20 protein-coding genes, 2 tRNA genes and 7 pseudogenes are annotated in these 25,527 nt (G+C 37.2%); 16 read left to right on the top strand and 13 right to left on the bottom strand.

The features are described from left to right. Positions 1-75 precede the first annotated feature (75 nt). The 6 genes from P4S65_RS14150 to P4S65_RS14175 all read right to left on the bottom strand — a co-directional run bounded on the left by P4S65_RS14150 (position 76) and on the right by P4S65_RS14175 (position 3,661). Positions 76-456: a hypothetical protein gene (locus P4S65_RS14150; RefSeq protein WP_007375720.1), complete on the bottom strand. Its 381-nt coding sequence runs from the start codon at positions 454-456 to the stop codon at positions 76-78. Positions 457-636: 180 nt separating this feature from the next. Further along, entirely contained in the window at positions 637-885 is a 249-nt protein-coding gene (locus tag P4S65_RS14155) for a hypothetical protein (RefSeq protein ID WP_096793202.1), read from the bottom strand. Positions 886-896: 11 nt separating this feature from the next. Continuing rightward, a complete protein-coding gene (locus P4S65_RS14160) occupies positions 897-1,670 on the bottom strand; it encodes a CPBP family intramembrane glutamic endopeptidase (protein ID WP_337120418.1) in 774 nt (257 codons plus the stop codon). Positions 1,671-1,836: 166 nt separating this feature from the next. Then, positions 1,837-2,706, bottom strand: coding sequence for a LytTR family DNA-binding domain-containing protein (locus tag P4S65_RS14165; protein ID WP_337120419.1), 870 nt, complete (start codon positions 2,704-2,706; stop codon positions 1,837-1,839). 690 nt (positions 2,707-3,396) lie between these two features. Further along, positions 3,397-3,487 (bottom strand) — tRNA-Ser (locus P4S65_RS14170). 83 nt (positions 3,488-3,570) lie between these two features. Continuing rightward, positions 3,571-3,661 (bottom strand) — tRNA-Ser (locus P4S65_RS14175). 250 nt (positions 3,662-3,911) lie between these two features. Here P4S65_RS14175 and P4S65_RS14180 point away from each other — a divergent pair. The 7 genes and pseudogenes from P4S65_RS14180 (at position 3,912) to P4S65_RS14210 (ending at position 7,050) form a co-directional block, all read left to right on the top strand. Further along, a complete protein-coding gene (locus tag P4S65_RS14180) occupies positions 3,912-4,577 on the top strand; it encodes a Bax inhibitor-1/YccA family protein (RefSeq protein ID WP_007375716.1) in 666 nt (221 codons plus the stop codon). Positions 4,578-4,632: 55 nt separating this feature from the next. Beyond that, entirely contained in the window at positions 4,633-4,986 is a 354-nt protein-coding gene (gene tusD / locus P4S65_RS14185) for a sulfurtransferase complex subunit TusD (protein ID WP_096793203.1), read from the top strand. Continuing rightward, positions 4,983-5,339 carry a sulfurtransferase complex subunit TusC gene (gene tusC / locus P4S65_RS14190; RefSeq protein WP_024600506.1) on the top strand — a complete coding sequence of 119 codons (357 nt, stop codon included), beginning with the start codon at positions 4,983-4,985 and terminating at the stop codon, positions 5,337-5,339. The genes tusD and tusC overlap by 4 nt, the downstream gene beginning before the upstream one ends. Further along, positions 5,336-5,602 carry a DsrH/TusB family sulfur metabolism protein gene (locus P4S65_RS14195; RefSeq protein ID WP_007375713.1) on the top strand — a complete coding sequence of 89 codons (267 nt, stop codon included), beginning with the start codon at positions 5,336-5,338 and terminating at the stop codon, positions 5,600-5,602. Before tusC ends, P4S65_RS14195 begins: the two co-directional genes overlap by 4 nt. A gap of 3 nt (positions 5,603-5,605) precedes the next feature. After that, entirely contained in the window at positions 5,606-5,935 is a 330-nt protein-coding gene (locus tag P4S65_RS14200; RefSeq protein ID WP_007375712.1) for a TusE/DsrC/DsvC family sulfur relay protein, read from the top strand. Further along, a pseudogene (locus P4S65_RS14205) lies at positions 5,935-6,620 on the top strand (pseudouridine synthase). The gene P4S65_RS14200 and the pseudogene P4S65_RS14205 overlap by 1 nt, the downstream one beginning before the upstream one ends. Next, the gene (locus tag P4S65_RS14210) at positions 6,613-7,050 is read left to right on the top strand and encodes an NUDIX hydrolase (RefSeq protein ID WP_337120420.1); all 438 of its coding nucleotides are present in this window, start codon (positions 6,613-6,615) and stop codon (positions 7,048-7,050) included. The pseudogene P4S65_RS14205 and the gene P4S65_RS14210 overlap by 8 nt, the downstream one beginning before the upstream one ends. Before the next feature lie 160 nt (positions 7,051-7,210). Here the strand turns inward: P4S65_RS14210 and P4S65_RS14215 are convergent. Beyond that, a pseudogene (locus P4S65_RS14215) lies at positions 7,211-8,481 on the bottom strand (diguanylate cyclase). Between the two features lie 621 nt (positions 8,482-9,102). On the opposite strand from P4S65_RS14215, the gene mnmA reads away from it, so the two are divergent. The 5 genes and pseudogenes from mnmA (at position 9,103) to P4S65_RS14245 (ending at position 13,906) form a co-directional block, all read left to right on the top strand. Next, a complete protein-coding gene (mnmA, locus tag P4S65_RS14225; protein WP_007375708.1) occupies positions 9,103-10,203 on the top strand; it encodes a tRNA 2-thiouridine(34) synthase MnmA in 1,101 nt (366 codons plus the stop codon). Continuing rightward, positions 10,203-10,804 (top strand): annotated as a pseudogene (gene hflD, locus P4S65_RS14230) (high frequency lysogenization protein HflD). Before mnmA ends, hflD begins: the two are co-directional and overlap by 1 nt. Before the next feature lie 31 nt (positions 10,805-10,835). Then, positions 10,836-12,206 (top strand): adenylosuccinate lyase, encoded by a 1,371-nt coding sequence (gene purB / locus P4S65_RS14235; protein ID WP_337120423.1) that lies wholly within the window; start codon positions 10,836-10,838, stop codon positions 12,204-12,206. A gap of 87 nt (positions 12,207-12,293) precedes the next feature. Then, positions 12,294-13,438: pseudogene (locus tag P4S65_RS14240) on the top strand (ribosomal protein uL16 3-hydroxylase). Positions 13,439-13,447: 9 nt separating this feature from the next. Then, entirely contained in the window at positions 13,448-13,906 is a 459-nt protein-coding gene (locus P4S65_RS14245) for a GNAT family N-acetyltransferase (protein WP_007375704.1), read from the top strand. 62 nt (positions 13,907-13,968) lie between these two features. Here the strand turns inward: P4S65_RS14245 and P4S65_RS14250 are convergent. The 3 genes and pseudogenes from P4S65_RS14250 to P4S65_RS14260 form a co-directional block, all read right to left on the bottom strand. After that, positions 13,969-14,414: pseudogene (locus P4S65_RS14250) on the bottom strand (DUF4826 family protein). A gap of 117 nt (positions 14,415-14,531) precedes the next feature. After that, a pseudogene (locus tag P4S65_RS14255) lies at positions 14,532-15,934 on the bottom strand (M28 family peptidase). Between the two features lie 172 nt (positions 15,935-16,106). Continuing rightward, complete coding sequence (locus P4S65_RS14260) at positions 16,107-16,520, bottom strand: hypothetical protein (RefSeq protein WP_337120424.1); 414 nt, start codon at positions 16,518-16,520, stop codon at positions 16,107-16,109. Positions 16,521-16,667: 147 nt separating this feature from the next. Between P4S65_RS14260 and P4S65_RS14265 the strand changes: the two are divergent. After that, positions 16,668-17,464, top strand: a pseudogene (locus P4S65_RS14265) (hypothetical protein). A 6-nt stretch (positions 17,465-17,470) separates the two neighbouring features. On the opposite strand, the gene P4S65_RS14270 reads toward P4S65_RS14265, so the two are convergent. After that, positions 17,471-17,875 (bottom strand): GFA family protein, encoded by a 405-nt coding sequence (locus P4S65_RS14270; RefSeq protein WP_007375699.1) that lies wholly within the window; start codon positions 17,873-17,875, stop codon positions 17,471-17,473. Positions 17,876-18,093: 218 nt separating this feature from the next. Between P4S65_RS14270 and P4S65_RS14275 the strand changes: the two genes are divergently transcribed. From P4S65_RS14275 to P4S65_RS14285, 3 genes are all read left to right on the top strand, one after another. Continuing rightward, on the top strand, positions 18,094-18,927 hold the full coding sequence (locus P4S65_RS14275; RefSeq protein ID WP_337120425.1) for a hypothetical protein: 834 nt from the start codon (positions 18,094-18,096) through the stop codon (positions 18,925-18,927). A gap of 100 nt (positions 18,928-19,027) precedes the next feature. Beyond that, complete coding sequence (locus P4S65_RS14280) at positions 19,028-20,875, top strand: ABC transporter ATP-binding protein (protein ID WP_096793213.1); 1,848 nt, start codon at positions 19,028-19,030, stop codon at positions 20,873-20,875. Positions 20,876-21,646: 771 nt separating this feature from the next. After that, on the top strand, positions 21,647-22,519 hold the full coding sequence (locus P4S65_RS14285) for a beta-agarase (protein ID WP_337120426.1): 873 nt from the start codon (positions 21,647-21,649) through the stop codon (positions 22,517-22,519). 690 nt (positions 22,520-23,209) lie between these two features. On the opposite strand, the gene P4S65_RS14290 is transcribed toward P4S65_RS14285, so the two are convergent. Continuing rightward, positions 23,210-24,529 (bottom strand): hypothetical protein, encoded by a 1,320-nt coding sequence (locus P4S65_RS14290; RefSeq protein ID WP_337120427.1) that lies wholly within the window; start codon positions 24,527-24,529, stop codon positions 23,210-23,212. A gap of 514 nt (positions 24,530-25,043) precedes the next feature. Continuing rightward, positions 25,044-25,463, bottom strand: coding sequence for an MAPEG family protein (locus P4S65_RS14295; RefSeq protein WP_007375694.1), 420 nt, complete (start codon positions 25,461-25,463; stop codon positions 25,044-25,046). Positions 25,464-25,527: the final 64 nt, after the last annotated feature.

Raw genomic sequence — 25,527 nt, forward strand, 5'->3', positions numbered from 1 at the left:
AAAAATTGGAACCTTTAAAGGGTAAAAAAAGGAAATTGCGCTGTTTATCAGCGCGCTTGGTCAATAATTCTGCGATTATTTTTTTGCACAATTACGAAGGCCAAATAAAAATAGTCCTGCGGCGAATCCAGACATCACACTATTAATTAAAAATATCTCGCCTGTTGAAGCACTTAATAGATAACTAAAAATAGCCCCACCTAATAACCCAAGTGTTAAAACACCTGAATAATTAACTTTTGAATACTTAAACATGAGTAAATAACCCGGCACAACAAAAGCCGCCATTGTTAAACCTACAATATGTGCATTTGATATGGCTGTCATCAATAGTTGAAAGAACACTGATAGAAAATCACCCTGCAACGCTAGTGCATAATACAAACCTAATAAACTGCCAACAATCACCGGGGACAATAATGAAAGCGCGACGCTTTTTGCAAGTTGATGTTTCATCTAATAATCCTTAATACAGCGTATAAAATTTAATGTATTAAGCATGCACCAAGATCTAAAGCTTAGAAATAGAGACTATGGTCGTAACTTATGATGATAAAACATACAACATATAAGCTAGGTAATTTAATAAAGTAATAAAAGCCCAGTTATTAAAAGAAATAACAAATAGCTCAGTAGTTACAACTGAGCTATTTTTTGTGATAAATCGATATTTTTATTTATCGCCAACTCTTCAAGCACTATGACTCTTTCAACTAAAACGTCTAACTTTCTTTGCAGCATAACAATCGTATTTTTCTGATTTTTATCTTGTAATAAAAGTGACTTTTCTTTAGTAGTCGTTTTATAGGTAAAGTAATTTTTAATTAGCACTAAAAGTAAAAAAGGCGACAAAAAAATCATTATAATTAAAAATAATTCAAACATTATTATCTCCTTCAAGTGTTTTGTGTTGCTAATTTATAATGCTGAGACGAAAAACCTGGACGTTTTTTAAATAGCGTAGAGAGTGTTATTTGGCGCGGTTTACCACGACGGATAAGTAAGTTTACGTAGACTATGCTTAAAATTATTGCAGTTGCCTTGAACAAATTGCCTTTTAAATCCCCTGCTGCACCACCTGACATGCTAAATATGCCATAAGCCGCATTCATAAATATATGCATCCATAATGGAAACCAAATACGGTATCCACATTCGCAAAATAACCACGCAAACCAAGTTCCTGCGATTGTTGTAATTGCAACAGCCATCACAGCTGAAATAGCATCATGTCCTTGATAAATATGACCCAAACCAAATATCGTTGAGCTAATTAATGCGGCGGGAATAAACCCCCAACGACAAAAACGAAATAACACGCCGAACAAAGCAGCTCTAAAAATTATTTCTTCAAAAACTCCTGCGTATATTGAACCTGTAATTATCCCCGTAATTGAAAGGTTTAGCGCGTTACTCAAATAAGCGTAACCTATCACCATAGGTGTGCAACAAACTACCGCTGCGAGTAAATAACGTTGAAAACCTTCAATGTCGACACCTAAAACGTTGTACCAACTCTCATGTTTAAATAATAATGTTGCCACAACTAACAATGGCCCATAAATAAACAAGTATTTAGCAGGAAATAACAAAAGGGCTGATTGTTGATCAAGGTCAGATAGGACACTTACCCAGTTATCCCCCAGAACTCTTTCATCATGTAATGACAAAATATAAATGTGGTGATTAGTAGCAGTGCTTTAATTGTATGTTTCATACTTACCTTCTTAAGTTACAATTTTAAATTCAACTTAATCATGGCAATCACTAATTATGAAATCGATCAATTAGGGCTAAATTTCACTTTTAGTTGCTAACTACATGTTTTTGGGGCCATCAACAAACATCAGGGGTTAACAGCAAGGCTTGTTTAATGACATCAACATAAGTTCGCGAAACTGGAATTGTGAAATCAAATGAGTTCATCGATAACTGTAATCCTCCGGCATTCCCTTTACTTACTGCGACTAATTGTAAATTAACTGCATAAGACCGATGACAGCGATATAAAAATGTATTTTGGGGTAATTGTTTTAATAAACCAGTTAACGTTATACGCAGCAATTTATGAGAAACAACATCGTTTTCTATCGTTGCGAGCTCACAGTAATTATCGGCTGACTTAATAAACAATATATCCGATAGCGCAATTGTTAGCTTGTCACCTTTATTATCGCCAATAAGTGTTATTAGACGATGTGGGGGGACGTTATTTTTTTCTACCTCTTCACAAGCACGCTGTTTAGTCTTAACAACCGGTATTTTTTCAGTTGTTAAGACCATATGCTTTGCATGACGATTGACAACAAATATGAAACTAATCGGGAATAACCCCACTGCTAATGTATATACAATGAAGAGTATTTGGTTTTGCCAATGCCAAGCCCCTAACATAGCAACAACAAAATATCCGTGGTTAAACAAAGCAGTAATTAAAATATAAAGGCTGGGGGTCACTATTATTTGAAGTTTATTGCTAAGATTTAAGCGAATTAAAAAGATCTCAATAAAACCCGAAAGCAATAAAGCGCAAAACGTGACTAAGCCGTAGCCTGAAAGGCGGAGTAATTTATAAGGTTCAGTATCGTTGGTTGTACCAAAAGGTTGGAATACGAATAGAATAAATAGAGTTACTATCGAAAATAAAACTGCCCTGTATATAACCAATTTTCTTGACGCTAAATCATCTTTAAGCCACAACGTCATATTTTACATACCTTTAAAAACATGCTTGCTAATAAAATACCACAAATTCATCGCTAATTACTGGTTTCATTTTCTCAGTAAATATAAAATGATAAGTAATACCAATTAGCTTATATATGAAGTCTATTTAACGATAAAGAAATTGCGCTATAACTAGCCGAATTTTTATACCTAGTCGGCTTGGTAACTGCTCCTGCGTTATCCTACTGGCTTACATTCATGTAAGAATAAGTAAAAATTGAGTAAAACATCCGCGTCCTGCTCACGCCCCTTACCTACATACTATATGTAGGCAAACCCAAGAGCAGCGCACGCTTGGCATTTGAGCTGCGTTATCGCCTATTTATGGGGAAATGACCACATAACATAGGCTCTGCCTTGAACAAAAACCAAACAGTCTACTGTAAATTCAAGCTCGAAAGATAAAAAGGCCCTAATCTGCCCATATAGACTCTATTTAACAATAATGCATTTTATACCAACCTGCATAAATCTTTGATCAATTTAACGAATTAAATTGCACTATAACGTCGTTAAAAATTTTTTATTTAGAACAACTAGATATAAAAATTTTTGCCTAGTTCTAGCGTAATTTTCTTAACGTTAAATAGACCCCATATATAAGCAGATTGGTATTAGTTTTCTATAGATACAAAAAAGCCCGCTAAATTAGCGGGCTATTTTGTTATATGGTGGAGAGATAGGGATTTGAACCCTAGATGGGCTATAAACCCATGCCGGTTTTCAAGACCGGTGCATTCGACCACTCTGCCATCTCTCCGATACTGCTAAGTTAAAAGTAAGAGTGTACTAATAACTATTTAAGTGAATGATACTTTAATTACCACACACTTATTAAATAAATGGTGGAGAGATAGGGATTTGAACCCTAGATGGGCTATAAACCCATGCCGGTTTTCAAGACCGGTGCATTCGACCACTCTGCCATCTCTCCGCACGGCCTGCATAATAGGGAAACCCATCCCTTTTGTGAAGCTTTTTTTAAATTAATTGTTTAAGTGCTTAAAAAACAATTGATTTGTTTAAAGTTAAGACAAAGTGTTTTTAATTTAATCGCTAATGAACTTTTATTTAAATATTTAACTCTATTGATCTACAAAGGTTTGCCCAAACATATAAGAGTTGGTAATCTAATTTTAGTTAAATTATCGAAACACACACGTTTCACTTAAAGGAGCTCTACAATGGCGTTTAATCAATCGTACAATACCGCGAAACCGGTAATGTCTACCATTGAAACAAACAAGGTACTTAAAAACACCTACTTTTTACTAGCTATGACACTTGCATTTAGTGCAGTTACAGCCGGTATTTCAATGGCACTACAATTACCTTACTTTATGGGAATTGTGTTTACACTCGTTTCGTTCGGTTTATTATTTGTTGTAAATAAAAAAGCAGATACAGCATCGGGTGTATTTTGGGTGTTTGCTTTCACAGGTTTAATGGGGGCTGGCTTAGGTCCATTGCTTAATCATTATGCTGCATTACCAAATGGCCCAATGCTTATTATGCAAGCCTTAGGTTCTACAGCGCTTATCTTTTTTGGTTTATCTGCTTATGCACTAAATACTAAAAAAGACTTCTCATTCATGGGTGGCTTTTTAACTGTTGGCTTAATCGTTGTGATTGTAGCAAGCATCGTTAATATTTTTATTGGCAGTTCATTGATGTTTATGGTAATTAATGCAGCAGTTGTACTGATTATGTCTGGTTTGATTTTATTCGATACAAGCCGAATCATAAACGGTGGTGAAACTAACTACATTCGTGCAACAGTGTCTTTATACCTAAGCGTATATAACTTATTTACTTCTTTGCTTGCTCTACTTGGCGCAAGTGATGACTAATTAAATAGTTCTGTTAAAATAGCCCCTTTATTGGGGCTTTTTTATTGGAATTGTTTTGACACGCTTTGTTCTTTCATTACATACACCACCATCCGATCACGATACCACGCAACGCATAGTTAAATTTGCGAATGCATGTTTAGCCCAAGGGCATACCATTGATGCTATTTTTTTATACCAGCAAGGTATTTATCATGCATCTACCCACTTTGATTTATCCTCAGATGAACTTCAAATTTCAGCACTTTGGCAGCAACTCGCTGATCAAAAACTAAATTTAATGCTGTGTGTTACCGCCGCGCAAAAGCGCGGGTTGGATATTAAAAACACAGGTGTATTTAAAGTCGCAGGGTTAGCTGAATTTGCAATGCTTGCAAGCGACGCAGATAAATGGGTGCAATTTAAATGATAAACGTATTAGTAATGAGTCAGTGCAGCCCATTTGACGATTTAAATATTCGTGATGCACTTGATATGACATTGATATTTGCTGCTGTTGACCAAAATGTAAGTTGGTTGTTTAGCGGCCCCGCCGTTTTAGCTTTAAAAAAGCATCAGCAACCAAATGATATTGGCTTAAAAGACTTTTTTAAAAATATTAAAACACTCGAAATTTACGATGTTGAAAACATTTACGTGTGTGAAAAATCATTGCTTGATTATGGTTTAAATAAACATGATTTACTCATAGAGGCAAAAGCACTCAACTTTAGCCAACAACAAACATTAATTAAAGCCCAGCAACATGTGGTGAATCTATGAGCACGTTACATATTTTTTCAAAGCCGCTTAACTACTACTGTGCAAATCAATTAGAAAATTTAATTTTACCAACCGATAGCATTTTGCTGGTTGGTGATGCCTGCTTTGCAAAAAAACAATTTAGGCAGTTTGCAGATACACTGTTAATACTTGAACAAGACGCGCAAGTACGTGCAATAAAATTAGCAGATAACGATAAAGCAATTAGCTATGAAGACTTTGTGGCACTCACTTTATCAACTAACCAATCCATTACGTGGTAACTCATGCTTGAATTTAACAACCAACAGATTGAAACCGACAAACAAGGCTACTTGCTCGACCATACTTTATGGTCAAAGGAGCTGGCGCCTGTAATTGCTACTCAAGAAAACATCACACTGAGTGAGCAACACTGGGAAGTCATTAACTTTGTTCGTGATTTTTACATTGAATATAACACCAGCCCAGCAATTAGAATGCTTGTAAAAGCAATGGCTAAAGCACTCGGTGAAGACAAAGGAAATAGCCTTTATTTATATAAATTATTTCCTAAAGGCCCAGCCAAGCAAGCAACAAAAATTGCCGGATTACCAAAACCAGCTAGGTGCATATAATGAGAGCTAAATCAGGCAATAATCAAGCAGCACAAGCCAAGCCAAAAGAAGTACTGGCCGTACTTATTCTCGCAGTGCACTTAATAAAACGCCTTCAGGTAAAAGAGAAATAAAGCCGCAAATAGCATCTAAAGACAGAAAAATTGTGTTATTCAATAAACCATTTGATGTGCTATGCCAATTTACAGATGACGCAGACAGAAAAACGCTTGCAGAATTTATCCCGATTAAAGAAGTTTACGCCGCAGGAAGATTAGACAGAGACAGTGAAGGTTTATTGCTTTTAACAAACTGTGGAAAATTACAAAACACCTTGACTGCTCCTGATAAAAAAACGAATAAAACCTACTGGGCACAAGTTGAAGGTGAACCAACGAGTGGATCAATTAATGATTTATGTAATGGCGTAGAACTTAAAGACGGGCTTACACTCCCCGCTAACGTTAAAATAATTGATGAACCTACGATTTGGGCGCGTAATCCGCCTGTACGTGAACGAAAAGCAATCCCCACTACTTGGCTAAGCATTACCATTAACGAAGGTAAAAACAGACAAGTCCGCCGCATGACGGCTCATATTGGCCACCCTACTCTTCGCCTCATTCGCTATAGCATTGGTAACTATACGTTGGATGATATTAATTGTGGTGAATACAAAGTAATTAAGGGCGTAGTTGATGCATAAACCGCATGTTACGGTTGCAGCTATAGTAAAAAAGCAAAATGAGTTTTTACTTGTAAAAGAGTGCGATAAATTTACAAAGCAAATTTGTTACAATCAACCTGCGGGTCATTTAGAGAAAAATGAGACACTTGCACAAGCTGCAAGCAGAGAGTTACTTGAAGAAACAGGCTTAGCGCTTGAGCCTATTGGCTTTTTAGGTGTGTATAATTTGCATGCCGATAACGCAGTGCACTATTTACGGTTCTGCTTCTTATTTGAAGCACCTCAGAATATACCAGTCCCAAAACCGCTAGATAGCAACATTATTAGCGCGAATTGGCACACCTACGAGCAAATAAAATCGCTACCGCTCAGAAGTCCCTTAGTTTTAAAGTGTATTGATGATAGTCTAAATCGGCCAATATTAAGTCTCGAAACTATATACAATTAGGCTTAAACTATTTTAAGCCTAAGGCCTGTTTATCTCTCGAGGTTAAGTTTGCAGCCGTATGTTTAGTTTTAAGGTATGTCTGCGCCTGTAGTGCGTGGTTATCCCCGATAAATAGGCGCTAATGCAGCATAAATACCAAACAAAATAATATGCAGGTTATTTAATTAGCACTTAAAGCAATACAATTGCGGCCTTGTCTCTTTGCATAATAAAGTGCGCTGTCGGCTGCTTTTATAAAATTTAGCTCATCACTAGCTGTGCATTTATCTATTGTATTTATACCCATACTTACAGATAAAAAACCGGTAAAACTACCTTCATGCGCAATGGCTAAGTTTTCTATCGCTCTTTGTATCTGCTCAGCTATAAACAAAGCACCTTGCTTGTCCGTTTGTGGTAATAAAACTATAAACTCTTCCCCACCATAGCGAGCAACAAAATCCTCAGGGCGACTCACTGTTGATGCTATTTTTTGAGCCACATCATATAAACAAGTATCACCCGCTACGTGCCCGTATAAATCATTAAATTCTTTAAAGTGATCTATATCAAGGATGATTAATGACAATGAACCTTCGTACGCCTTCGCACGCTCAAACTCATGTGTTAACTTTTCGTCAAATCGACGTCTATTCGCTATTTTCGTCAGCGCATCCAAAAAAGCCATATCTCTGAGTATATCTTCTGCTTGTAAACGCTCAGTAGCATCTTTAAAAACAGCCAAAAATTCTTCCCCAATATCAATTCCTGATACCTCCATCATTACTTGAGAACCATTTTTACATGACACTCGGTAGTTATTAGCTGGAATGTCGTTGTTATTTTTCAGGGCTAGTTGCAAAGAATTGTCCCAAAGTGTTTTAGCGAACTCCCTATACTTGATATCTGGGTAAGCTTTTTGCCACCAAACATTTAGGTTGGGGACATCTTTGACCGTATAACCAAAAACGTCTACAAAGCGTTGATTTACTCTTAAAATATCGCCAGTTCTTGCACATACATTACACACTGGCATAGGTAATGCTGCGAATAATTTAGCGTAGTGGCTAAGTTCATGTTTACGCATTGGATGCTGTGTACTTTGCGATAAATAACTCATTGCCGTATTATTTTTTTCAGTATTTATCTTTTCATCCATTTCTAACGCGAAATACCATTCAAGCCACCAATATTCAACGTGAGCCAATGCTTTTTTTCAATACGATCTTGAAAAGATGATTGCTTAATGAGGCCGAATAACTCAGTTATATGATTTGGTTCTTGATAAATACGAAGGCTTTTTAGTTTTATCAGTTCATAGAAAAGATGATAAGCGGCTTTCTTAAATTCAGTATTTGTATTTGCTGATAAATCATTTGGTGAAAAACTAGACTTTAGAGTGTAATGCTCTACGAGTGATTTTATCTCATTTATTTGATAAGCATAATTCATATATTCATTCCGTTGACTATATAGGTAGCGTCCCTAAAATTGATACTATTTAAACAATATCAACTATTTCCTAAGTGTATATTTACCCAAGTAGTTTTAAAAGAAAATATTATTAATAAAATTCAATATTTGCATGAAAAAAACTAATAAACTTAGTGCCTACTGACCTTTAGGATTAAAATTTGTTCTATGATAAGTGAAATTAAATAGTGCGCGAGGTATCAGCCTAGTAGGCGGTATCTACTCCATCGTTACCGTACATACTACATCCGTCGTTAACAATGAGTAGATTGCCCACGGACAAACCAAAGGGCGCGAATGTTTAGTATTTATGCAACGTTATCGCTTATTTATAAGAAATAGCCACACACCATAAGCGTTACCTTCCCTAAAAATCAATATACTGTTTCAAATTCAACCGCGAAAGGTAAACAGGCACTAATTAATGCGTGAAGTTATGTCCGCTCAAACGGCTCTTAAGGCTAGTTTGCTATTTGTTATACAAATAAAATAGTGACAAATTATGTCTTTGCTGCCCTACGCTCTTTAAGCACAAACAAAATACATGCTATAATCGCGGCCTTTCCAAGTTAACAGCAATCTGTATAAGCGAAATTATTCATGAGCGAAAATAGTCACATTAAAGTCATTGTTGGCATGTCCGGCGGTGTTGATTCTTCTGTATCTGCATATTTATTACAACAACAGGGCTACCAAGTAGAAGGCCTGTTTATGAAGAACTGGGAAGAAGACGACAATGATGAATATTGTGCTGCCGCTGATGATTTAAAAGATGCACAAGCCGTGTGCGACAAATTAGGCATTGAGCTTCACACTGTTAACTTTGCAGCAGAGTATTGGGACAACGTATTTGAGTACTTTTTAGCGGAGTACAAAGCAGGTCGTACACCGAATCCAGACATAATGTGTAATAAAGAAATTAAATTTAAAGCCTTTTTAGAATTTGCGGCTCAAGCACTCGGTGCTGACTTTATTGCAACGGGTCACTATGTTCGCCGTGAGCTTCGCGATGACAAATACGTTATGTGTCGCGGACTTGATAACAATAAAGATCAAAGCTACTTCTTATATACCTTAAGCCATGAACATATTGGCCAAACGTTATTCCCGGTAGGCGATATCGAAAAACCAGAAGTACGCCGCATAGCAGAAGAGCAAGACCTAATCACGCACGATAAAAAAGACAGCACAGGTATCTGCTTTATTGGTGAGCGTAAATTTAAAGACTTTTTACAAAAGTTCTTACCAGCACAACCTGGCGTTATTGAAGACACTGACGGTAATAACGTAGGCGAGCACGAAGGCTTAATGTACCACACACTTGGACAACGCAAAGGCTTATTAATTGGTGGTATGAAAGAAGGTTCTGGCGAACCATGGTACGTAGTTGATAAAGACTTAGAACGTAACGTACTTATTGTGGGCCAAGGTAAAGATCACCCTCGCCTATACAGTAATGGTCTTAATGCAAACCAATTGCATTGGGTTGATCGCATTGGTCCTAAAGGTACCACTCGCTGCACAGTAAAAACACGTTACCGCCAAGAAGACTTAAGCTGTACCCTACTTGTAGGTGAAGACGGCATGGCCCGCGTATTGTTCGACGAGCCACAAAAAGCAGTGACACCTGGTCAATCTGCCGTATTTTACGCAGAAGATGTGTGTTTAGGCGGTGGTATTATTGATTCGGTGATCAAGTAATGAATGAACACCAAGTCATGGCGCTTGCCGCCATGTGTCAAGTTGCTAAGCAAGTTCAAAAAATTGCCCAGTACGGCAGTAATAATGAGCACGACTTAGAAGTATTACTTTCAAGCATTATTCAAACATCACCGGCTTCGCCAGAAGATGTTTACCAAGGTACTGACAACTTACGTGATGGCTATAAAACATTAATGGCGCAGCTAACCGCAGGTGCTCAAAAAGATGTTGAAATAGTAAAATACGTAGGTGGTTTGATGCAGCTTGAGCGTGCGCTAAGTGCAAACGATAAAAGCTTAAACGAATTAGGTAAACGAATTGATGATATTCATCGTCGTTTAGATCACTTTGCTATTACCGACGAGAGCGTTGTTGCCGGTTTAGCAGATATATACTCGTCGGTGCTGAGCCCCTTGGGCACCGAATACAGGTTTATGGTAAACCCGAGTTATTAAAACAGCAGCTCACTCAAAATAAAATCCGTGCGTTATTATTAGCCGGCATTAGAAGTGCAGTTTTATGGCGACAAATGGGCGGTAAACGCCGTCACTTTTTCTTTGCAAAAAGAAAAATACTCGCCATTGCTAAAACAAAAATTTAACTATCGTTCAAACTAAAATTTAGGAGTTATTATGGAGCTTTCAGCGTTAACGGCTATCTCTCCAGTGGATGGTCGCTACGGCAGCAAAACCACTGAACTGCGCAGTATTTTCAGCGAATTTGGCTTAATCAAATACCGCGTAATTGTTGAAGTGCGTTGGTTGCAAGCGTTAGCTGCAGCAAGCGATATTAAAGAAGTGCCTGCATTTAGCGAAGAAGCTAATGCACTTCTAAACGCCATTGTAGATAACTTCAGTGAAGCTGATGCACAGCGCGTTAAAGACATTGAACGTACGACAAATCACGATGTTAAAGCGGTTGAATACCTACTAAAAGAAAAAGTCGCCGATAACAGTGAGCTTCACGCAATTAACGAATTTATTCACTTTGCTTGTACTTCAGAAGATATTAATAATCTATCTCATGGTTTAATGCTAAGCGAAGCGCGTAAAAACGTTTTACTTCCTTATTGCGATGAGCTTTTAAGCGCAATTAAAGAAAAAGCGATTGAGTACAAAGCAATCCCAATGATGACTCGTACACACGGGCAACCTGCTACACCATCGACTATGGGTAAAGAGTTTGCTAACGTATACATGCGTTTAAAACGTCAACGTGACCAAATTGCACAAGTAGAAATGTTAGGTAAAGTTAATGGTGCTGTTGGTAACTACAACGCTCACCTTAGCGCATACCCAGATTACGACTGGCATACACACGCAGATAAGTTTGTATCAAGCTTAGGTTTAACACTAAATCCATTTACGACACAAATTGAACCGCATGACTATATTGCAGAGTTGTTTGACGCAATTGCACGTTTTAACACTATATTGCTCGATTTTGATCGTGACATGTGGGGCTACATTGCCCTTAATCACTTTAAGCAAAAAACAATTGCTGGCGAAATTGGCTCATCAACAATGCCGCATAAAGTTAACCCAATTGATTTTGAAAACTCAGAAGGTAACTTAGGCTTAGCAAACGCTATTTTTGCTCATCTTGCACAAAAATTACCAGTTTCTCGCTGGCAGCGTGACCTTACCGATTCAACGGTATTACGTAACTTAGGTGTAGGTATGGGTTATGCGATTATTGCATACCAATCAACACTTAAAGGTGTAAGCAAGCTTGAAGTAAACGAGCAACGTTTAGCTGACGAGCTTGATCAAAACTGGGAATTGCTAGCCGAGCCGATTCAAACCGTTATGCGTAAATATGGCATTGAAAAGCCATACGAAAAACTTAAAGATTTAACACGCGGTAAACGTGTAAATCAAGAAATAATGGCTGACTTTATCGATGGTCTTGACCTTCCAGAGCACGCTAAAGTAGAAATGAAAAAACTAACACCTGCTAATTACATTGGTCGTGCTGTTGAGTTTATTGATGATTTAGTTTAAAAACTAAATTGCTCTTTTAAAAAGCGAAAGGATCATCCTTTCGCTTTTTTTGTTTTACCCCATTGCACTAACTAGTAGGCATAATGTATGTATCAATTAAAAATAAATAATTTGTCTGAGCAAGAGTTTTTAAGCCATTATTGGCAAAAAAACCGCTTTTAATCAAACAAGGTTTTACTGATTTTCAAGACCCACTTGATGCTAATGAGCTTGCCGGTCTCGCAATGGAAGAAAGCATAGAGTCACGCATTATCACCAATCATAAAAATGATTGGCAAACGCACCAAGGTCCATTTGAAGACTTTGAGCAGTTAACAGACGATCACTCTACATTGCTCGTGCAAGCAGTTGATCACTGGCATAGCGATGCTGCACAACTACTAGAACCATTTAGGTTTATTCCAAACTGGCGCATAGATGATTTAATGATCAGCTATTCAACGCCTAATGGTGGTGTTGGCCCACACTTAGATCAGTACGATGTATTTATTATTCAAGGCGAAGGCAAACGTCATTGGCGTGTAGGTCTGCCTGATCCGACACTTAAGCAGTTTGCTCAAAACAAAAAATTACTGCAAGTAGAAGCATTTGAAGCCGTAATAGATTGCATATTAGAGCCCGGCGATATTTTATATATTCCACCTGGGTGTCCTCACGAAGGTTACGCTGTAGAAAATGCACTCAATTACTCAGTTGGTTTTAGAGCCCCTAATCAACAAGATTTATTGTCGAGCTTCGCCGATCATATTATTGATACCGAAAGTGGTCAAAAACGCTACACCGATGGTAATCTCACACTCAGAGAATCTAAAGGTGAGCTTAATAATATTGAAGTCACTAAAGTTAAAACATTAATGCAAGGACTGCTTGAAAACGACACGTTATTCAAACAATGGCTAGGAACAACCTTAAGCCAACCTAAACATGAAATGGACTTAGCGCCTGTTGAAGAGCCATTTTCAGCTGAGCAAATAACGAATGCATTAACTAATAACACCATTGTGTTTGAACGCTTAGGTGGCACACGCGCTATTTATCAATTGCTTGAAGAAAACATTTTGTTAAGTGTAAACGGCGAAAATTACACTGTGTTATCAACTGACTTAGCTGCTGTGAAACTACTAACTGACGATATCGAGTTTGAAGCCTCGCAGTTAAAATTTTTAAAACCTAGCCTAGTATTTATTCAAACCTTTACTACACTCGTTAATGAGGGAATTTGGTTTAACTAGGAGTTTGCCATGGGCTATCAAGTTGATAAAGTAGAATGGGCTATACGTAAGGATATGCTTCAACTAATTCGTGAGCGTGTTTTTGTTTATGAATTACACATACCTAAACGTATAGAATTTGATAGCCTAGATAAATTTGCGTTGCATGTACTTGTTACAGACGACACTCACTGCCCCGTTGCTACAGGCCGATTATGTACTGATGGCTTAATTGGTCGAATAGCTGTACTACCCGCACACCGAAACCGCAATGTATATAAATCGCTTCTCAATTTCATTATTGATTTAGCATCAAATCAGGGGATAGAAGCTGTCAGTATTAATTGTATTCTAGATGAAGTAGAACGTTTTAAGCGAAATGGCTTTATTCAGCAAGGAAATGTGTTTATGGAGGCGGGAATTCCTAGGCAACGTATGCAATGCTCTGTTTCGGCGTTTAATACAACGCCTTTCACACTTGTCCATTAGATAAAGAAAAGGGCAATAAATAAACCATCACCCTCTACTTTTTTACTTAACCCAAACTGTAGTTACTTTGCCTCATTTGCCCACAGAGGCTCATTTTCATACATTTCGTACAAGCCATGTGCTCTATTTATAAGTAAGTTAGCAAAATCTACCTGCGTTTTGTCACGGGCGCCTGTACTCATAATTTGATCCGCTTTTAATTGCCACTGCAAAGAAAAGTAACGCATTGCATCGCGGGCATCTGTAGCCGCACTAACCTCAGCATGATCTGTAGGTAACCGCCCTGTTACCACCCAATATGTTTTACCATTTTGTGCTTTAAATTTCCACATTGCGCAAAGTGGCGCTAAAAATCGGCTGTCTTTATCAACTACTGATTTTGGCATAATGCCCTTTTCAGCTAAGTGTTTTTGCGCTGCCTGAAAACATTCACGCTGCCATGCAACACGTTGTTGCTCAGCTAAAGCTTTCTCTTGTGCTGTTAACGGTTTTTTTCTTGTTGCTGCATTTTTAATAACCTTTTACTTCTTTTTTTACACTCTAAGGGCTTAGTAAATAAGGTGCAAGTATAAAATGGCCGTTTACACCTTCAAGCGCTCTGTTTGCTGAATTTTCAGCCAAACTACTATTTTATATTGTGATCAAACGAACCTACATCACCCGGAAACACTACTGGCGACTCAACACCGTCTTTACTAACAGAGGCTACACCAAAGTAATAATTATCAATCACTACATTTTTAAGTGTGAACTCTGAAACCCTGCCAACGTATTTACTAAACTGCCATTGCGGCTCGCTCGTGTAACGCCAATAAATTTTGTAACCCGCAATATTTTCATCACTGCTTTGTTGCCATGAAAACGACGTATCAGCTGTAACTGCTCCTGTTATTTTAACTTCTTTTGGCGGTGCAGGTGCCCACGCCATTGATGCCATCGTTACCGCATTAAGTGAAGTTAACTTGGCCGTATAGTCAAAATCAACGCCTTCAATAGTATCACCATACTCAACCCCATTTTCGGTGCGTAAATCTTGATGCTGGCGATCGTAATGCTCGTTAGTTTCCATAATACGCACTGCGGCAAAACCTGCATCGTTAAATGGACGATGATGCCCACCACGGCCAAACCTATCTAATCGATATACAAGCATTGTATCTAAATTAGGAATGTATCTATCCGCAATAGTATCTATGTAGCGCGCTAAATTACGACTCGCAGAATCAACTTCACCACCTCTAAAGCGGCGAGTATTAGCTTGCTCTTTTGTTTCTACAACACGGGTACCTTCTGAAAATATACGTGCAGTTGTATTATCGGTTACCCCATTAATACCGGTAATATTGCCAATCATATCGTTGTTTAAAACGCCATGAACTTGCCAGTCATGCTTTTGCGCGTAAGCCGTTAATATTTTCCCACCAAACAAACCTTGCTCTTCGCCCGAAAGCGCCGCGTAAACTACCGATCCATTAAATTTGTATTTACTTAAAACACGAGCAGCTTCTATTACACCTGCCACGCCTGATGCGTTATCATTTGCCCCAGGTGAATCACTCGTAAAGTCCATAACATCACTTACACGTGAATCTATGTCACCCGACATCATCACCATGCGATTAGGCTCGCTCGACCCGCGTTGAATGGCCACTATATTAAACACTTCAACAGGATTAGGAATGCGTTTTTCGCCCGATATAGTGTCCTTTACTTCAATAATTTCTAGGCAACCGCCACACTGTGCGGATATTTTTTCAAATTCTTTTTTATCCAGCGCCTAGCCGCACCAATGCCTCGAGTATCCGATTTAGTTTCTGAAAGCGTATGGCGAGTACCGAAATCCACCAGCGTTTGAATGTCACTACCAATACGTTCGGCTGATACTTTAGCTGCTATATCATGTAACTTTTGTTGGTCGGTATATTGAAGTTGTGTTTTCCCATGTGCTGATAGTGCAAGTGTGCAAGCGCCTGCAATTGCAGTAAATTTAAGTAACGTTGTTGTGATTTTCAAAGGTGTTTTAAGCATTTATTAGCTCCTAATTATTATAGTGTAACCATTACTTAACTAAGATTTTATGGCAATACATTTGAGGTAGATGTAGAAAGGAGCACGCTAAAGCGCATTTACAAGAGGTTACGCGGATAGTAAAAGCCATTTAATTCCAATAGATACTGGGCCAAAACTGATTATGTATACTTTAATGAGTGGTTTTAATACCAAATTCTTTTAAAAACGCCTTATGTCCTCCTAAGCTTGCAAGCACAGCAGCAGAAAACATAAATATTAATACAAATGCTAAACAGCTCAAAAAATCAGAATTATTTGCAGGATTAATATAGTAGTTAAGTAAAAAACCACTTAATACACCTATAAAAGCAATTTTGTTAAATAAAAAGTAACTTGGGATCTCAAATGCCCAAACAGAGGTATTGTTTACAAACTGCCTATATCCATACGTAATAAAAGCCAGCATACCAATAATACTAATTACAAAAGTAGATACTGTCGTTAATAGACTCATATTTTTATAAATAAGCGCATGTCCTAATTGTAAAGAATAAATAAATACTGCAAACCATACTAAAACAGCTGGCCCTAAAATTAATCCCATTTTCAATCCTTGAATAATACTTAAGTAGTTAATTGCCAATACACTATTATAGTAATAAATAAAATTACATGTGTTCTGCACAATAATCTATTTAAAAATTTATTTTTCGTGGCACACTATGAATGTGTTTATAAAAAAGTTTAAGTTATGCGTCAGCTAAAAAACGATACCATTGAAGCAAACCAAATCAAATCAGAACAAACTGATTTTGGCCCTATAACTGTATTTCAAAATCAACAGTATCGTTGGCTAACACTTGCACAAAAAAAGATGAAGATATTACTATTCAAGGTGTTATGTGCCTTGTGCATCCAGAACAAGTAATCGTCCCTGTAAATCAATGCATGTTGCTCTTTTTACTTAAACCTGCAAATACACTAAACATATTAAATTTAGGCTTAGGAACCGCAGGGTTTGAGCGAATCATGTATCACCTGCAAAACCATACGCCTTACGTAAATACCATTAATACATTTAGTACAATCGAAATAAACCCAAATATAGCCTCTATTGCAACGCAATTATTTAACCTACCAAGTAACCACAATATCCACTTACAATGCGCTGAACAGTATATTTCAAAATGCACAGCTAACTTTAACGTAATTACTATTGATATTTTTAGTGGTGAACATCATCAGCCTTTTTTAACCAATGACAGCTTTTGGCAAAACATAAATCGCTGTAGTGAGCCAAATACTCAAGTAATCGTTAATTTAAACCCGCAAACAGGTCAAGAATTACAAGCCCTTTTGGTACTGATAAGGCAACATTTTAAATGCTTGGCGCTAATAGAGTTTAATGAATATAAAAATATAGTATTGATATTGTGCCAACATACGTTAATGCATATTAACGTTGATGAAATACAAAACTCACCTGTGTTTATAAATTTTGCGCCAGACCTTTATAAAAGTATTAACAGCATTTACCACATTGAATAAAACGTCTTACCGCCCAGGTTCATGTTTTTCATAGCACGGTAAGCTTGTTTCTAACAGCTCCCAGTTAGCCTTAGATGTAACAAAGTTATGCGACAATACTTGTTCAGTAATATCGCTATCAAATATACCTAGACGAATTCGTATTCTGCTTTTGTCATCTGCATTACTACTATAAACAGGAGAGCCACAACATTTACAAAAATAGCGCGTACGCCCTGCTTTAAAACTATATTCACTGAGTCGTTCTTGCCCTTTCGTTATTGTAAAGTCATCTGTATTTACAAAGCCATTAGTTGCAAATGCAGTCCCGCTATTTTTTCTACATAGTGAACAATGGCAATGAATAATGCTGGTTATACTACCCAATACTTCAACACTTACTTCACCGCACAAACACGAACCCGTATACATAAAACGTCCTAATAATTTAATTAATTTCAACTCAGCTAAAATTCGCTGAGCTGATTGAATACAATGACAATATTACATTTTTCAAGCTCTATCAAACCATAACTAATGTTTTAATGATTGACATAAAAAAGTTAAATTGGTTATATGACTTTTAATAAAAACTATAGCCGAAATTTAAATTGGTTAACCAAATATCAATAATATTACGAGAGCCAATTATGTCTTCTAAACACATTTTATTTCTTTGCTTATTCAGCACGCTATCAGCATGTTCAAACATTCAAAAAAACACATCGAGCGATTGGCTGCTTATTGATGACTTTGAACATTCACTTAGCAAGTGGCAAAGTGTTGATACTCAAAATGAAACCAAACCACAAGTTAAAAATCCACAAATAACAGTTATACAACCAGAACAAGCAATCGCATCTGTTAATCATTATTTACTAAAAAAGCCTGCGGCAGAAGGCATTGTAGGAAATCGTAAAGCACTTTCTTATACAAAGCTTCCACTAGCGGTTGAAGTTGGTCAAACCTACACATTTTATATACGTATAAACGTCGCTGCGTTTCCCAATAATCACGCTTTTGGGCTGAGTAATCTTACTCCGGAGTTAATTAATAAACATGCGTACGATGCATTTGAGCCAACACTTCGCGTAACCGATAAAACAGAATCAAACGGGCTTGTAAACGATGGCGCATTAATGGTTAAAACCGACAGCGGATATAGCAACATTCAAAACTACACTACAAAACAGTCAGCTAAACCTCTGCAAACAAATACGTGGTACGACGTATGGTACGTTGTTAATAACGCAGCAGTCTCAGAGCAAGGGCAACAATACGATGTTTATGTAAAAGGTGGTGAATTTAGCAAGCAAACTCTGGTATATAAAAATGCACAATTTAGAATGAAGCGCGAACAACCTCTTATATACTTTTTAGCAAACTGTAATACGGGCCCAATTAAAAAACCTTATGGTAATGGTGGGCTCAAATACGATGATTTATACATGAGCGAAGGAATAAATCTAAGTAACCCAACGTAATAAATAAGAATAATACTCATAATTAATGACCTACAAACCTGCATTTAAAAATACTTAAATGGTATAATACTCGCCATTATTTGCCATTTAAGTTTTTAAAATGTATCGATTATTTGAAAAAATGACAAAAGCATTTCCTGAGGACCAACCCACTCAGCCGCCTTCTACTTTATTTGCTTTTTGTCGCCACTACACCAAAGGAATGGAGCTGTCGCTACTACTTATGTCAATCAGCGCCGCCATGCTTGCTATTTTAGAGGTTTCTTTATTTAGCTATATGGGGCAGCTTGTTGATTGGTTAACGGCCTATACACCCGAAACTTTGTTTGTAGAGCAAAAGTCAGAACTTATAAAAATGGCCGTAATGCTGTTAGTTGTGCTGCCCGTTGTTGTATTTTTTCACTCTGCTATTTTGCACCAAGCCCTATTGGGTAATTATCCTATGTCAATTCGCTGGTTAGCACATCGTTATTTACTGCGCCAAAGTGTTAGCTTTTATCAAAATGAATTTGCAGGAAGAATAGCCACTAAAGTACTGCAAACTTCTTTAGCCGTTCGCGAAACAGTGACTAAACTACTCGATGTATTAATGTATATCGTGGTTTATTTTGGCTCTATGGTATTTTTAGTTGCCGAAGCCGATTGGCGCTTAATGATCCCGTTACTGGTTTGGTTAGCTTTATACATCTGCGTGCAGCTTTATTTTGTACCGCGCCTTAAAAAGATTGCCAGCTCACAAGCCGATGCGCGCTCAGAAATGACCGGTCGTATTGTTGATAGCTACACTAACATTTCAACTATTAAATTGTTTTCGTATACCCAACGTGAAGAGCAATACGCAAAACAAAGCATGGATGTATTTTTACAGCCTGTGTACAAGCAAATGCGCTTAGTAACCAGCTTAAACTTTGTTATTCAAAGCTTAAATTACCTATTAGTATTTTCGGTTGCCGCTGTATCACTTTATTTATGGTCGCTTAGCGCAATTAGCGCCGGAGCTATTGCAGTTGCTGTTAGCTTAGCGCTTAGATTAAACGGTATGGCGCAGTGGATCATGTGGGAAATAAGCAGCTTGTTCGAAAACATTGGCACCGTAGCCGATGGCATGAAAACACTTTCTAACCCTATTGAAGTTGCCGATAAACCAAATGCCGATACGCTTAACGTAAGCCAAGGTGCCATTGAGTTTAACAACGTACACTTTAACTACGGTAAAGCAGCAAACGAAACTAATCGAAGCCCAGTAATGAACGGTTTAAACTTAAATATTAAACCTGGCGAAAAAATTGGTTTAGTCGGTCGCTCTGGCGCTGGTAAATCAACACTTGTTAACTTATTACTGCGCTTTTACGATACAAACTCAGGAACAATAAAAATTGATGGGCAAAACATCACAGACGTAAGCCAAGAAAGCCTACGCCGATATATAGCCATGGTAACGCAAGATACCTCCTTGCTACATCGCTCAGTAAAAGACAACATTTTGTACGGTCGCCCCGATGCAACCCACGATGAAATGCTCAACGCCACCAAACAAGCTAAAGCACTTGAGTTTATAAATGACTTAGTCGACAGCAAAGGCAATAAAGGCTTTGATGCACAAGTGGGCGAACGCGGTGTTACGCTTTCGGGCGGTCAACGCCAACGTATTGCTATTGCACGTGTGCTACTTAAAAATGCCCCCATACTTATACTCGACGAAGCCACCAGCGCACTCGACTCTGAAGTAGAAGCTGCAATTCAGGCAAGTCTTGATGATTTAATGACAGGCAAAACAGTTATTGCCATAGCGCATAGGCTCTCAACCATTGCGCAAATGGATAGATTAATTGTACTCGATGATGGGGGCGTGGTTGAACAAGGCACTCACGAGGAACTAATCGCTAAAGCCGGAATTTACGCTGCACTTTGGACTCACCAAACTGGCGGATTTATAGGAGTAGATTGATCATATAAGACCCTAGATATTAGCCTTTATTTTGATGCAACTAAAAACATAAAAGCGAAGCTGCTTACAAGGCTCTTCGCTTTAAATGTAAATTTTTTGTTTCTTGAAACATTTGTCTAAATATTAGTGTCGTTCACTGCTTTGTAAAACGTTCATTCACTTCATATTTCTAATTGTTAAAATATTAATAACTCAACGTCCCTAGCATAGCTCTTTACTATAGATTTAAATAAAAATTGTAAAAATAAAAATAAATTATTTTTCAATTTATACATCAAGTTATAAAAAAATCCAACCTTGCTTCATTAAAAATATTTCTCTAGTTCCAATATTAGGTATTTATTAGCAGTAGTAATATCTCTATTTTGATAAAAGTTAAACTGATTGATACAGAGAAAAAACATCTCGCCCAAGCAAAAACATAATGTTAACAGGTGCGATTAAATTATTAACAAAATAAATATTTAATTATCTATTGTTAACAATGTGTAATTGTGTAAACATTAAACAGTTGCTTTGGTGTTACTTTAAAATCAGTACAACAAAGTTACATTACACACTATTTCACTTTTATTAAAACGTATCCATGTCGGTGTGCTTATGCTGGTATTTTCATAAGCTTGAGTTTGAATATGGATACAAATAATAGAAGGTACACACAAAAGAGATTGTTTCATCTAGGGCCTGTTTATCTTTCGATGATTAAATTCACTAAAGTTACTCGCACTAGTTAAAGAAGCATATCTACATTAATTTGCATGGAGATTTTATATGAATATATTAAAACTACTATCCTGTTCTACTTGCGCAATACTCTGCACAGCAACACATTCTGCAGATTGGGACGCATATAGTATTCCGGCTTCTGCTGGATCAGGTAAAACATGGCAATTACAAACTGTTTCCGACCAATTTAACTACCAAGCCGGTACTTCAAATAAACCGGCAACATTTACCAATCGTTGGAATGCTTCGTATATTAATGCTTGGCTTGGGCCTGGTGATACTGAATTCAGTTCAGGTCATTCCTACACTACTGGTGGTGCGTTAGGCCTTCAGGCAACTGAAAAAGCAGGAACAAATAAAGTGCTTTCGGGAATTGTTTCTTCAAAAGCAACTTTTACATACCCACTTTATCTTGAGGCAATGGTAAAACCGAGTAATAACACTATGGCTAATGCCGTATGGATGCTGAGCTCTGATTCAACTCAAGAAATTGATGCAATGGAGTCCTACGGCAGTGATCGTGTAGGGCAAGAGTGGTTTGACCAACGTATGCACGTAAGTCACCATGTTTTTATACGTGAGCCATTTCAAGATTACCAACCAAAAGACGCAGGCGCATGGGTATACAATAGCGGTGAAACATACCGAAATAAATTTCGTCGCTACGGTGTACATTGGAAGGACGCATGGAACCTAGATTACTATATTGATGGTGTATTAGTTCGCAGCGTTTCGGGTCCGAATATAATTGATCCTGAAGGCTATACAGGCGGCACAGGGCTAAATAAACCAATGCACATCATTTTAGATATGGAACATCAGCCTTGGCGTGATGTAAAACCGAATTCAACCGAGCTAGCTGATTCAAACAAAAGTATATTTTGGATTGATTGGGTACGTGTTTACAAAGCAAACTAAGTCATTCTAAAATATTTGTAATACTAGGTTTTATTACTTCTCGTTATACGACACGGAGTAATAAAATTTAAGCTCCCCAAAACTACTTAATGCGGCTATTAAAGCCGCATTGAGTATAATTAACCTGAACTCTGGATAGTAAATCTATCTCGAGCAGCTATTGACGCGTGAATTCGCCTTATTTTCACTGAAAACCTCAGGCTAGAGAAAATAAATTTAAACATCTTTATAATTCAATATATTAGTAAGTATCTTGACCAAAGTTCAGATTAATTAATCTCAAAAAATAAATACATCACCACCCCTCTATTTAATTAAAAATAAAAATCGGCATCTACTATTATCTTCATAAAAATAAATTTGTTCATAAATACTTTGTCGGCTTAATCATTAAGCTAACAGCTTTATGGCGCTAGCAGCGCTTGCTGATCTTTGAGGATTAAATTTGTTCAACTCAGGGGTAATTTAATTGCAGCGCGAGATTTGTAATCTAGTGGGCTGGGTAACTGCTGCCACGTCCTAATCACTCCTTACCTACAACAGGCAACTATGAAAGAAACCGTGGGCAGCCCGTGTGTTCTTTATGTATAGTTGTCACCTATTTAGGAGAATAGCCATACTACATAGGCTCTGCCTTGCCTAAATACCAAACACAGTGCTGTAAATTCAACCTCAAAAGATAAACAGGCGCTAGTGTGTATCAGCGTTATAAAATTTTATTTTCGCTTGATCTATTTCACTCGATGACAATCTTAATGTTTCGTATAATAATTCAAAATCAAAATCATTTTGTCCGTAAACAAATTTTAATATTGATTCTATTAATAACATTCGCTCATCTTGATCCGATATATCATTAGCAAGCTCTATAGCAAAAGGTAAATTACGTTCAAGAGATTTTTCGCCAACAAAACGTTTTGCATAACTAGCTTCATTACTCGGCATTAATGACTTCAGCCAATCACGTGCCATATCAGGATCATTTTCAATTAAACGAGAGCCAATATTGCTCATTACCCATTTTTTAGCAGAAACTGGCAGTGTGGGCGCTAAATCAATCAACATACCTAATTTATTATAAGGTATATCAATACTAAGGTTATTTAATAGCTTATCACGGAAAAAAGGATCTTCTTGCGCTAATGCCACGTCAAACGAACGACCTATATATTCCTCGTTAGTCGCCATATATTTCAGTAGTTGCACTATTCCTACATGCCTACTTGCTTCATCTTCAATACTATTAACCCAGTTCAAAGACTGTTCTAAATTTTCTGAAGCGAGTTTTTTTGTGTAAAATTTAATGGTCTCAAATTTTAATTGAGAGTTAGGCAATTCTGAAATTATATTTTCAGCATCATTTGGTTGCTGCTGTATTAATTGCATCAAAACAAAACCCATTAAATGCGCATACATATCTGGGCGTGGCTGTTGGCTAAACCACTCCATCACTGCGCCAGCATTTTTTCTACTCCATTGATTTAACAGTTTATCAATCACACCAGATTTAACGGCAGGGCTCAAAGAAAATCTTACGTCTTCAATGGCTGTAATGGGGCTCTCATCCATAAGCGAAGAGTATGCAACAGTGATTAAATCAACTTGAGTGCTATTATCAAATCCTTTATTTTGAATCCACTCAGACAAATTTTGTAGATCATATTGACCAATGACAGGAATAACACTATTTAGTAAGCGATTACGCATTATGGTATCCAGCCCAAGCATATGCTCTAAGGCTGATGGCCAATTTACCTTAATCCATGCCAAATAAAGAGGTTGCGTTGTTGCAAGTTTAATCTCTACCGTTTCATCACGTAATTCAATAAGAAGTAGTTCAATACAAATAGAAAACTCATCATTGACTTTCATATCGCTTAATTTCGTATCACAGCTATCAAACACAACTCCCAAGTGCTGATCCGCCTTAGTTGAAACAAAGCGTGTTGTCTCTAAAGTAACTTCTCTTTCGGGTGAGTCATCAGTATCAGAGGCATCTGGACTTAGCAAAAAAACTCGACACGTAGATAAAAAACAAATAGTGCGGCAATCGACAAAGCTAAAACTATTTTAATTTTAATAAGTGCCTCCTTATACCAATTTTAATACCGTAAATAATACGTTTTATGCAGGCCCTGTTCAGCTCTTTGGATTAAATTTGCTCTATCTGAGACGATTTAATCACGACGTAAGATTTGTAACCTCGCGGGCTAAGTAAAAACCAAACAGCAAAAAGTAAATTGTCTGGATAATACATAAAGGTAGTGTAAATAATTTACTAAGATAGTTAGATATTGCCTGCCTATTTATCACGCGTCAATTAATATAATAAATACATTAAATTAACACCAAATACACACAAACAAAGGTGAATAAAATCTAATCAAAATGCTCACGGTTAAAAATAGCCCTATCATTTTAATGAGACCCACTCCCTTTACAAAAAAAGCGAAGTAATTATAAAATCACTTCGCTTTGATTATAGATATTGTGATGAACAATATTTATTACTTTAATAGATAAGCTATACAATTAACCTCAAACCAATCATCACTAGCATAACCACATTTGCAATCACACCAATTAAGAAGAAGTAACTACGCGGGCTTGGGTTTTTCTCTGTAGCTATAGCGTAGTACAGCACCATGTGAATTAAACGCGCAATTAAGTACACCCAAATACACATTGCAAATATTGGGCTTTGGTAATTAATTACAAATGCAAATAACACAGTACCTATAAATAATGCGCTGTTTTCAAGCGTATTATGAAATGTACGATGCGCCCTGAATATAAAGCTGTCGTGCGATAAATCTTCATCAATTTTACCTGGCACCGCATTAGGCTCTTTTGCTTTACTAAACGTAGCCACTGCCCATTGTACAACCAACATAATTAAATACAGGTAAAACGCTAAGTAAGCCGAAAGTGTAACTTCAGTCATTATTAAATCCCTTATTGTGTTTTTAATTGGTATTATCCAGCAAGTTTTAGGCCGCACTTAGTTT

It is taken from the genome of Pseudoalteromonas sp. B131b, assembly GCF_037162545.1.
Lineage (GTDB): Bacteria > Pseudomonadota > Gammaproteobacteria > Enterobacterales > Alteromonadaceae > Pseudoalteromonas > Pseudoalteromonas fuliginea.

Coding starts and splice junctions, on each gene's coding strand:
- P4S65_RS14150 (WP_007375720.1), bottom strand. CDS start 456: ATGAAACATCAACTTGCAAAAAGCGTCGCGCTTTCATTATTGTCCCCG.
- P4S65_RS14155 (WP_096793202.1), bottom strand. CDS start 885: ATGTTTGAATTATTTTTAATTATAATGATTTTTTTGTCGCCTTTTTTA.
- P4S65_RS14165 (WP_337120419.1), bottom strand. CDS start 2,706: ATGACGTTGTGGCTTAAAGATGATTTAGCGTCAAGAAAATTGGTTATA.
- P4S65_RS14180 (WP_007375716.1), top strand. CDS start 3,912: ATGGCGTTTAATCAATCGTACAATACCGCGAAACCGGTAATGTCTACC.
- tusC (WP_024600506.1), top strand. CDS start 4,983: ATGATAAACGTATTAGTAATGAGTCAGTGCAGCCCATTTGACGATTTA.
- P4S65_RS14195 (WP_007375713.1), top strand. CDS start 5,336: ATGAGCACGTTACATATTTTTTCAAAGCCGCTTAACTACTACTGTGCA.
- P4S65_RS14200 (WP_007375712.1), top strand. CDS start 5,606: ATGCTTGAATTTAACAACCAACAGATTGAAACCGACAAACAAGGCTAC.
- P4S65_RS14210 (WP_337120420.1), top strand. CDS start 6,613: ATGCATAAACCGCATGTTACGGTTGCAGCTATAGTAAAAAAGCAAAAT.
- mnmA (WP_007375708.1), top strand. CDS start 9,103: ATGAGCGAAAATAGTCACATTAAAGTCATTGTTGGCATGTCCGGCGGT.
- purB (WP_337120423.1), top strand. CDS start 10,836: ATGGAGCTTTCAGCGTTAACGGCTATCTCTCCAGTGGATGGTCGCTAC.
- P4S65_RS14245 (WP_007375704.1), top strand. CDS start 13,448: ATGGGCTATCAAGTTGATAAAGTAGAATGGGCTATACGTAAGGATATG.
- P4S65_RS14260 (WP_337120424.1), bottom strand. CDS start 16,520: ATGGGATTAATTTTAGGGCCAGCTGTTTTAGTATGGTTTGCAGTATTT.
- P4S65_RS14270 (WP_007375699.1), bottom strand. CDS start 17,875: ATGTATACGGGTTCGTGTTTGTGCGGTGAAGTAAGTGTTGAAGTATTG.
- P4S65_RS14275 (WP_337120425.1), top strand. CDS start 18,094: ATGTCTTCTAAACACATTTTATTTCTTTGCTTATTCAGCACGCTATCA.
- P4S65_RS14280 (WP_096793213.1), top strand. CDS start 19,028: ATGTATCGATTATTTGAAAAAATGACAAAAGCATTTCCTGAGGACCAA.
- P4S65_RS14285 (WP_337120426.1), top strand. CDS start 21,647: ATGAATATATTAAAACTACTATCCTGTTCTACTTGCGCAATACTCTGC.
- P4S65_RS14295 (WP_007375694.1), bottom strand. CDS start 25,463: ATGACTGAAGTTACACTTTCGGCTTACTTAGCGTTTTACCTGTATTTA.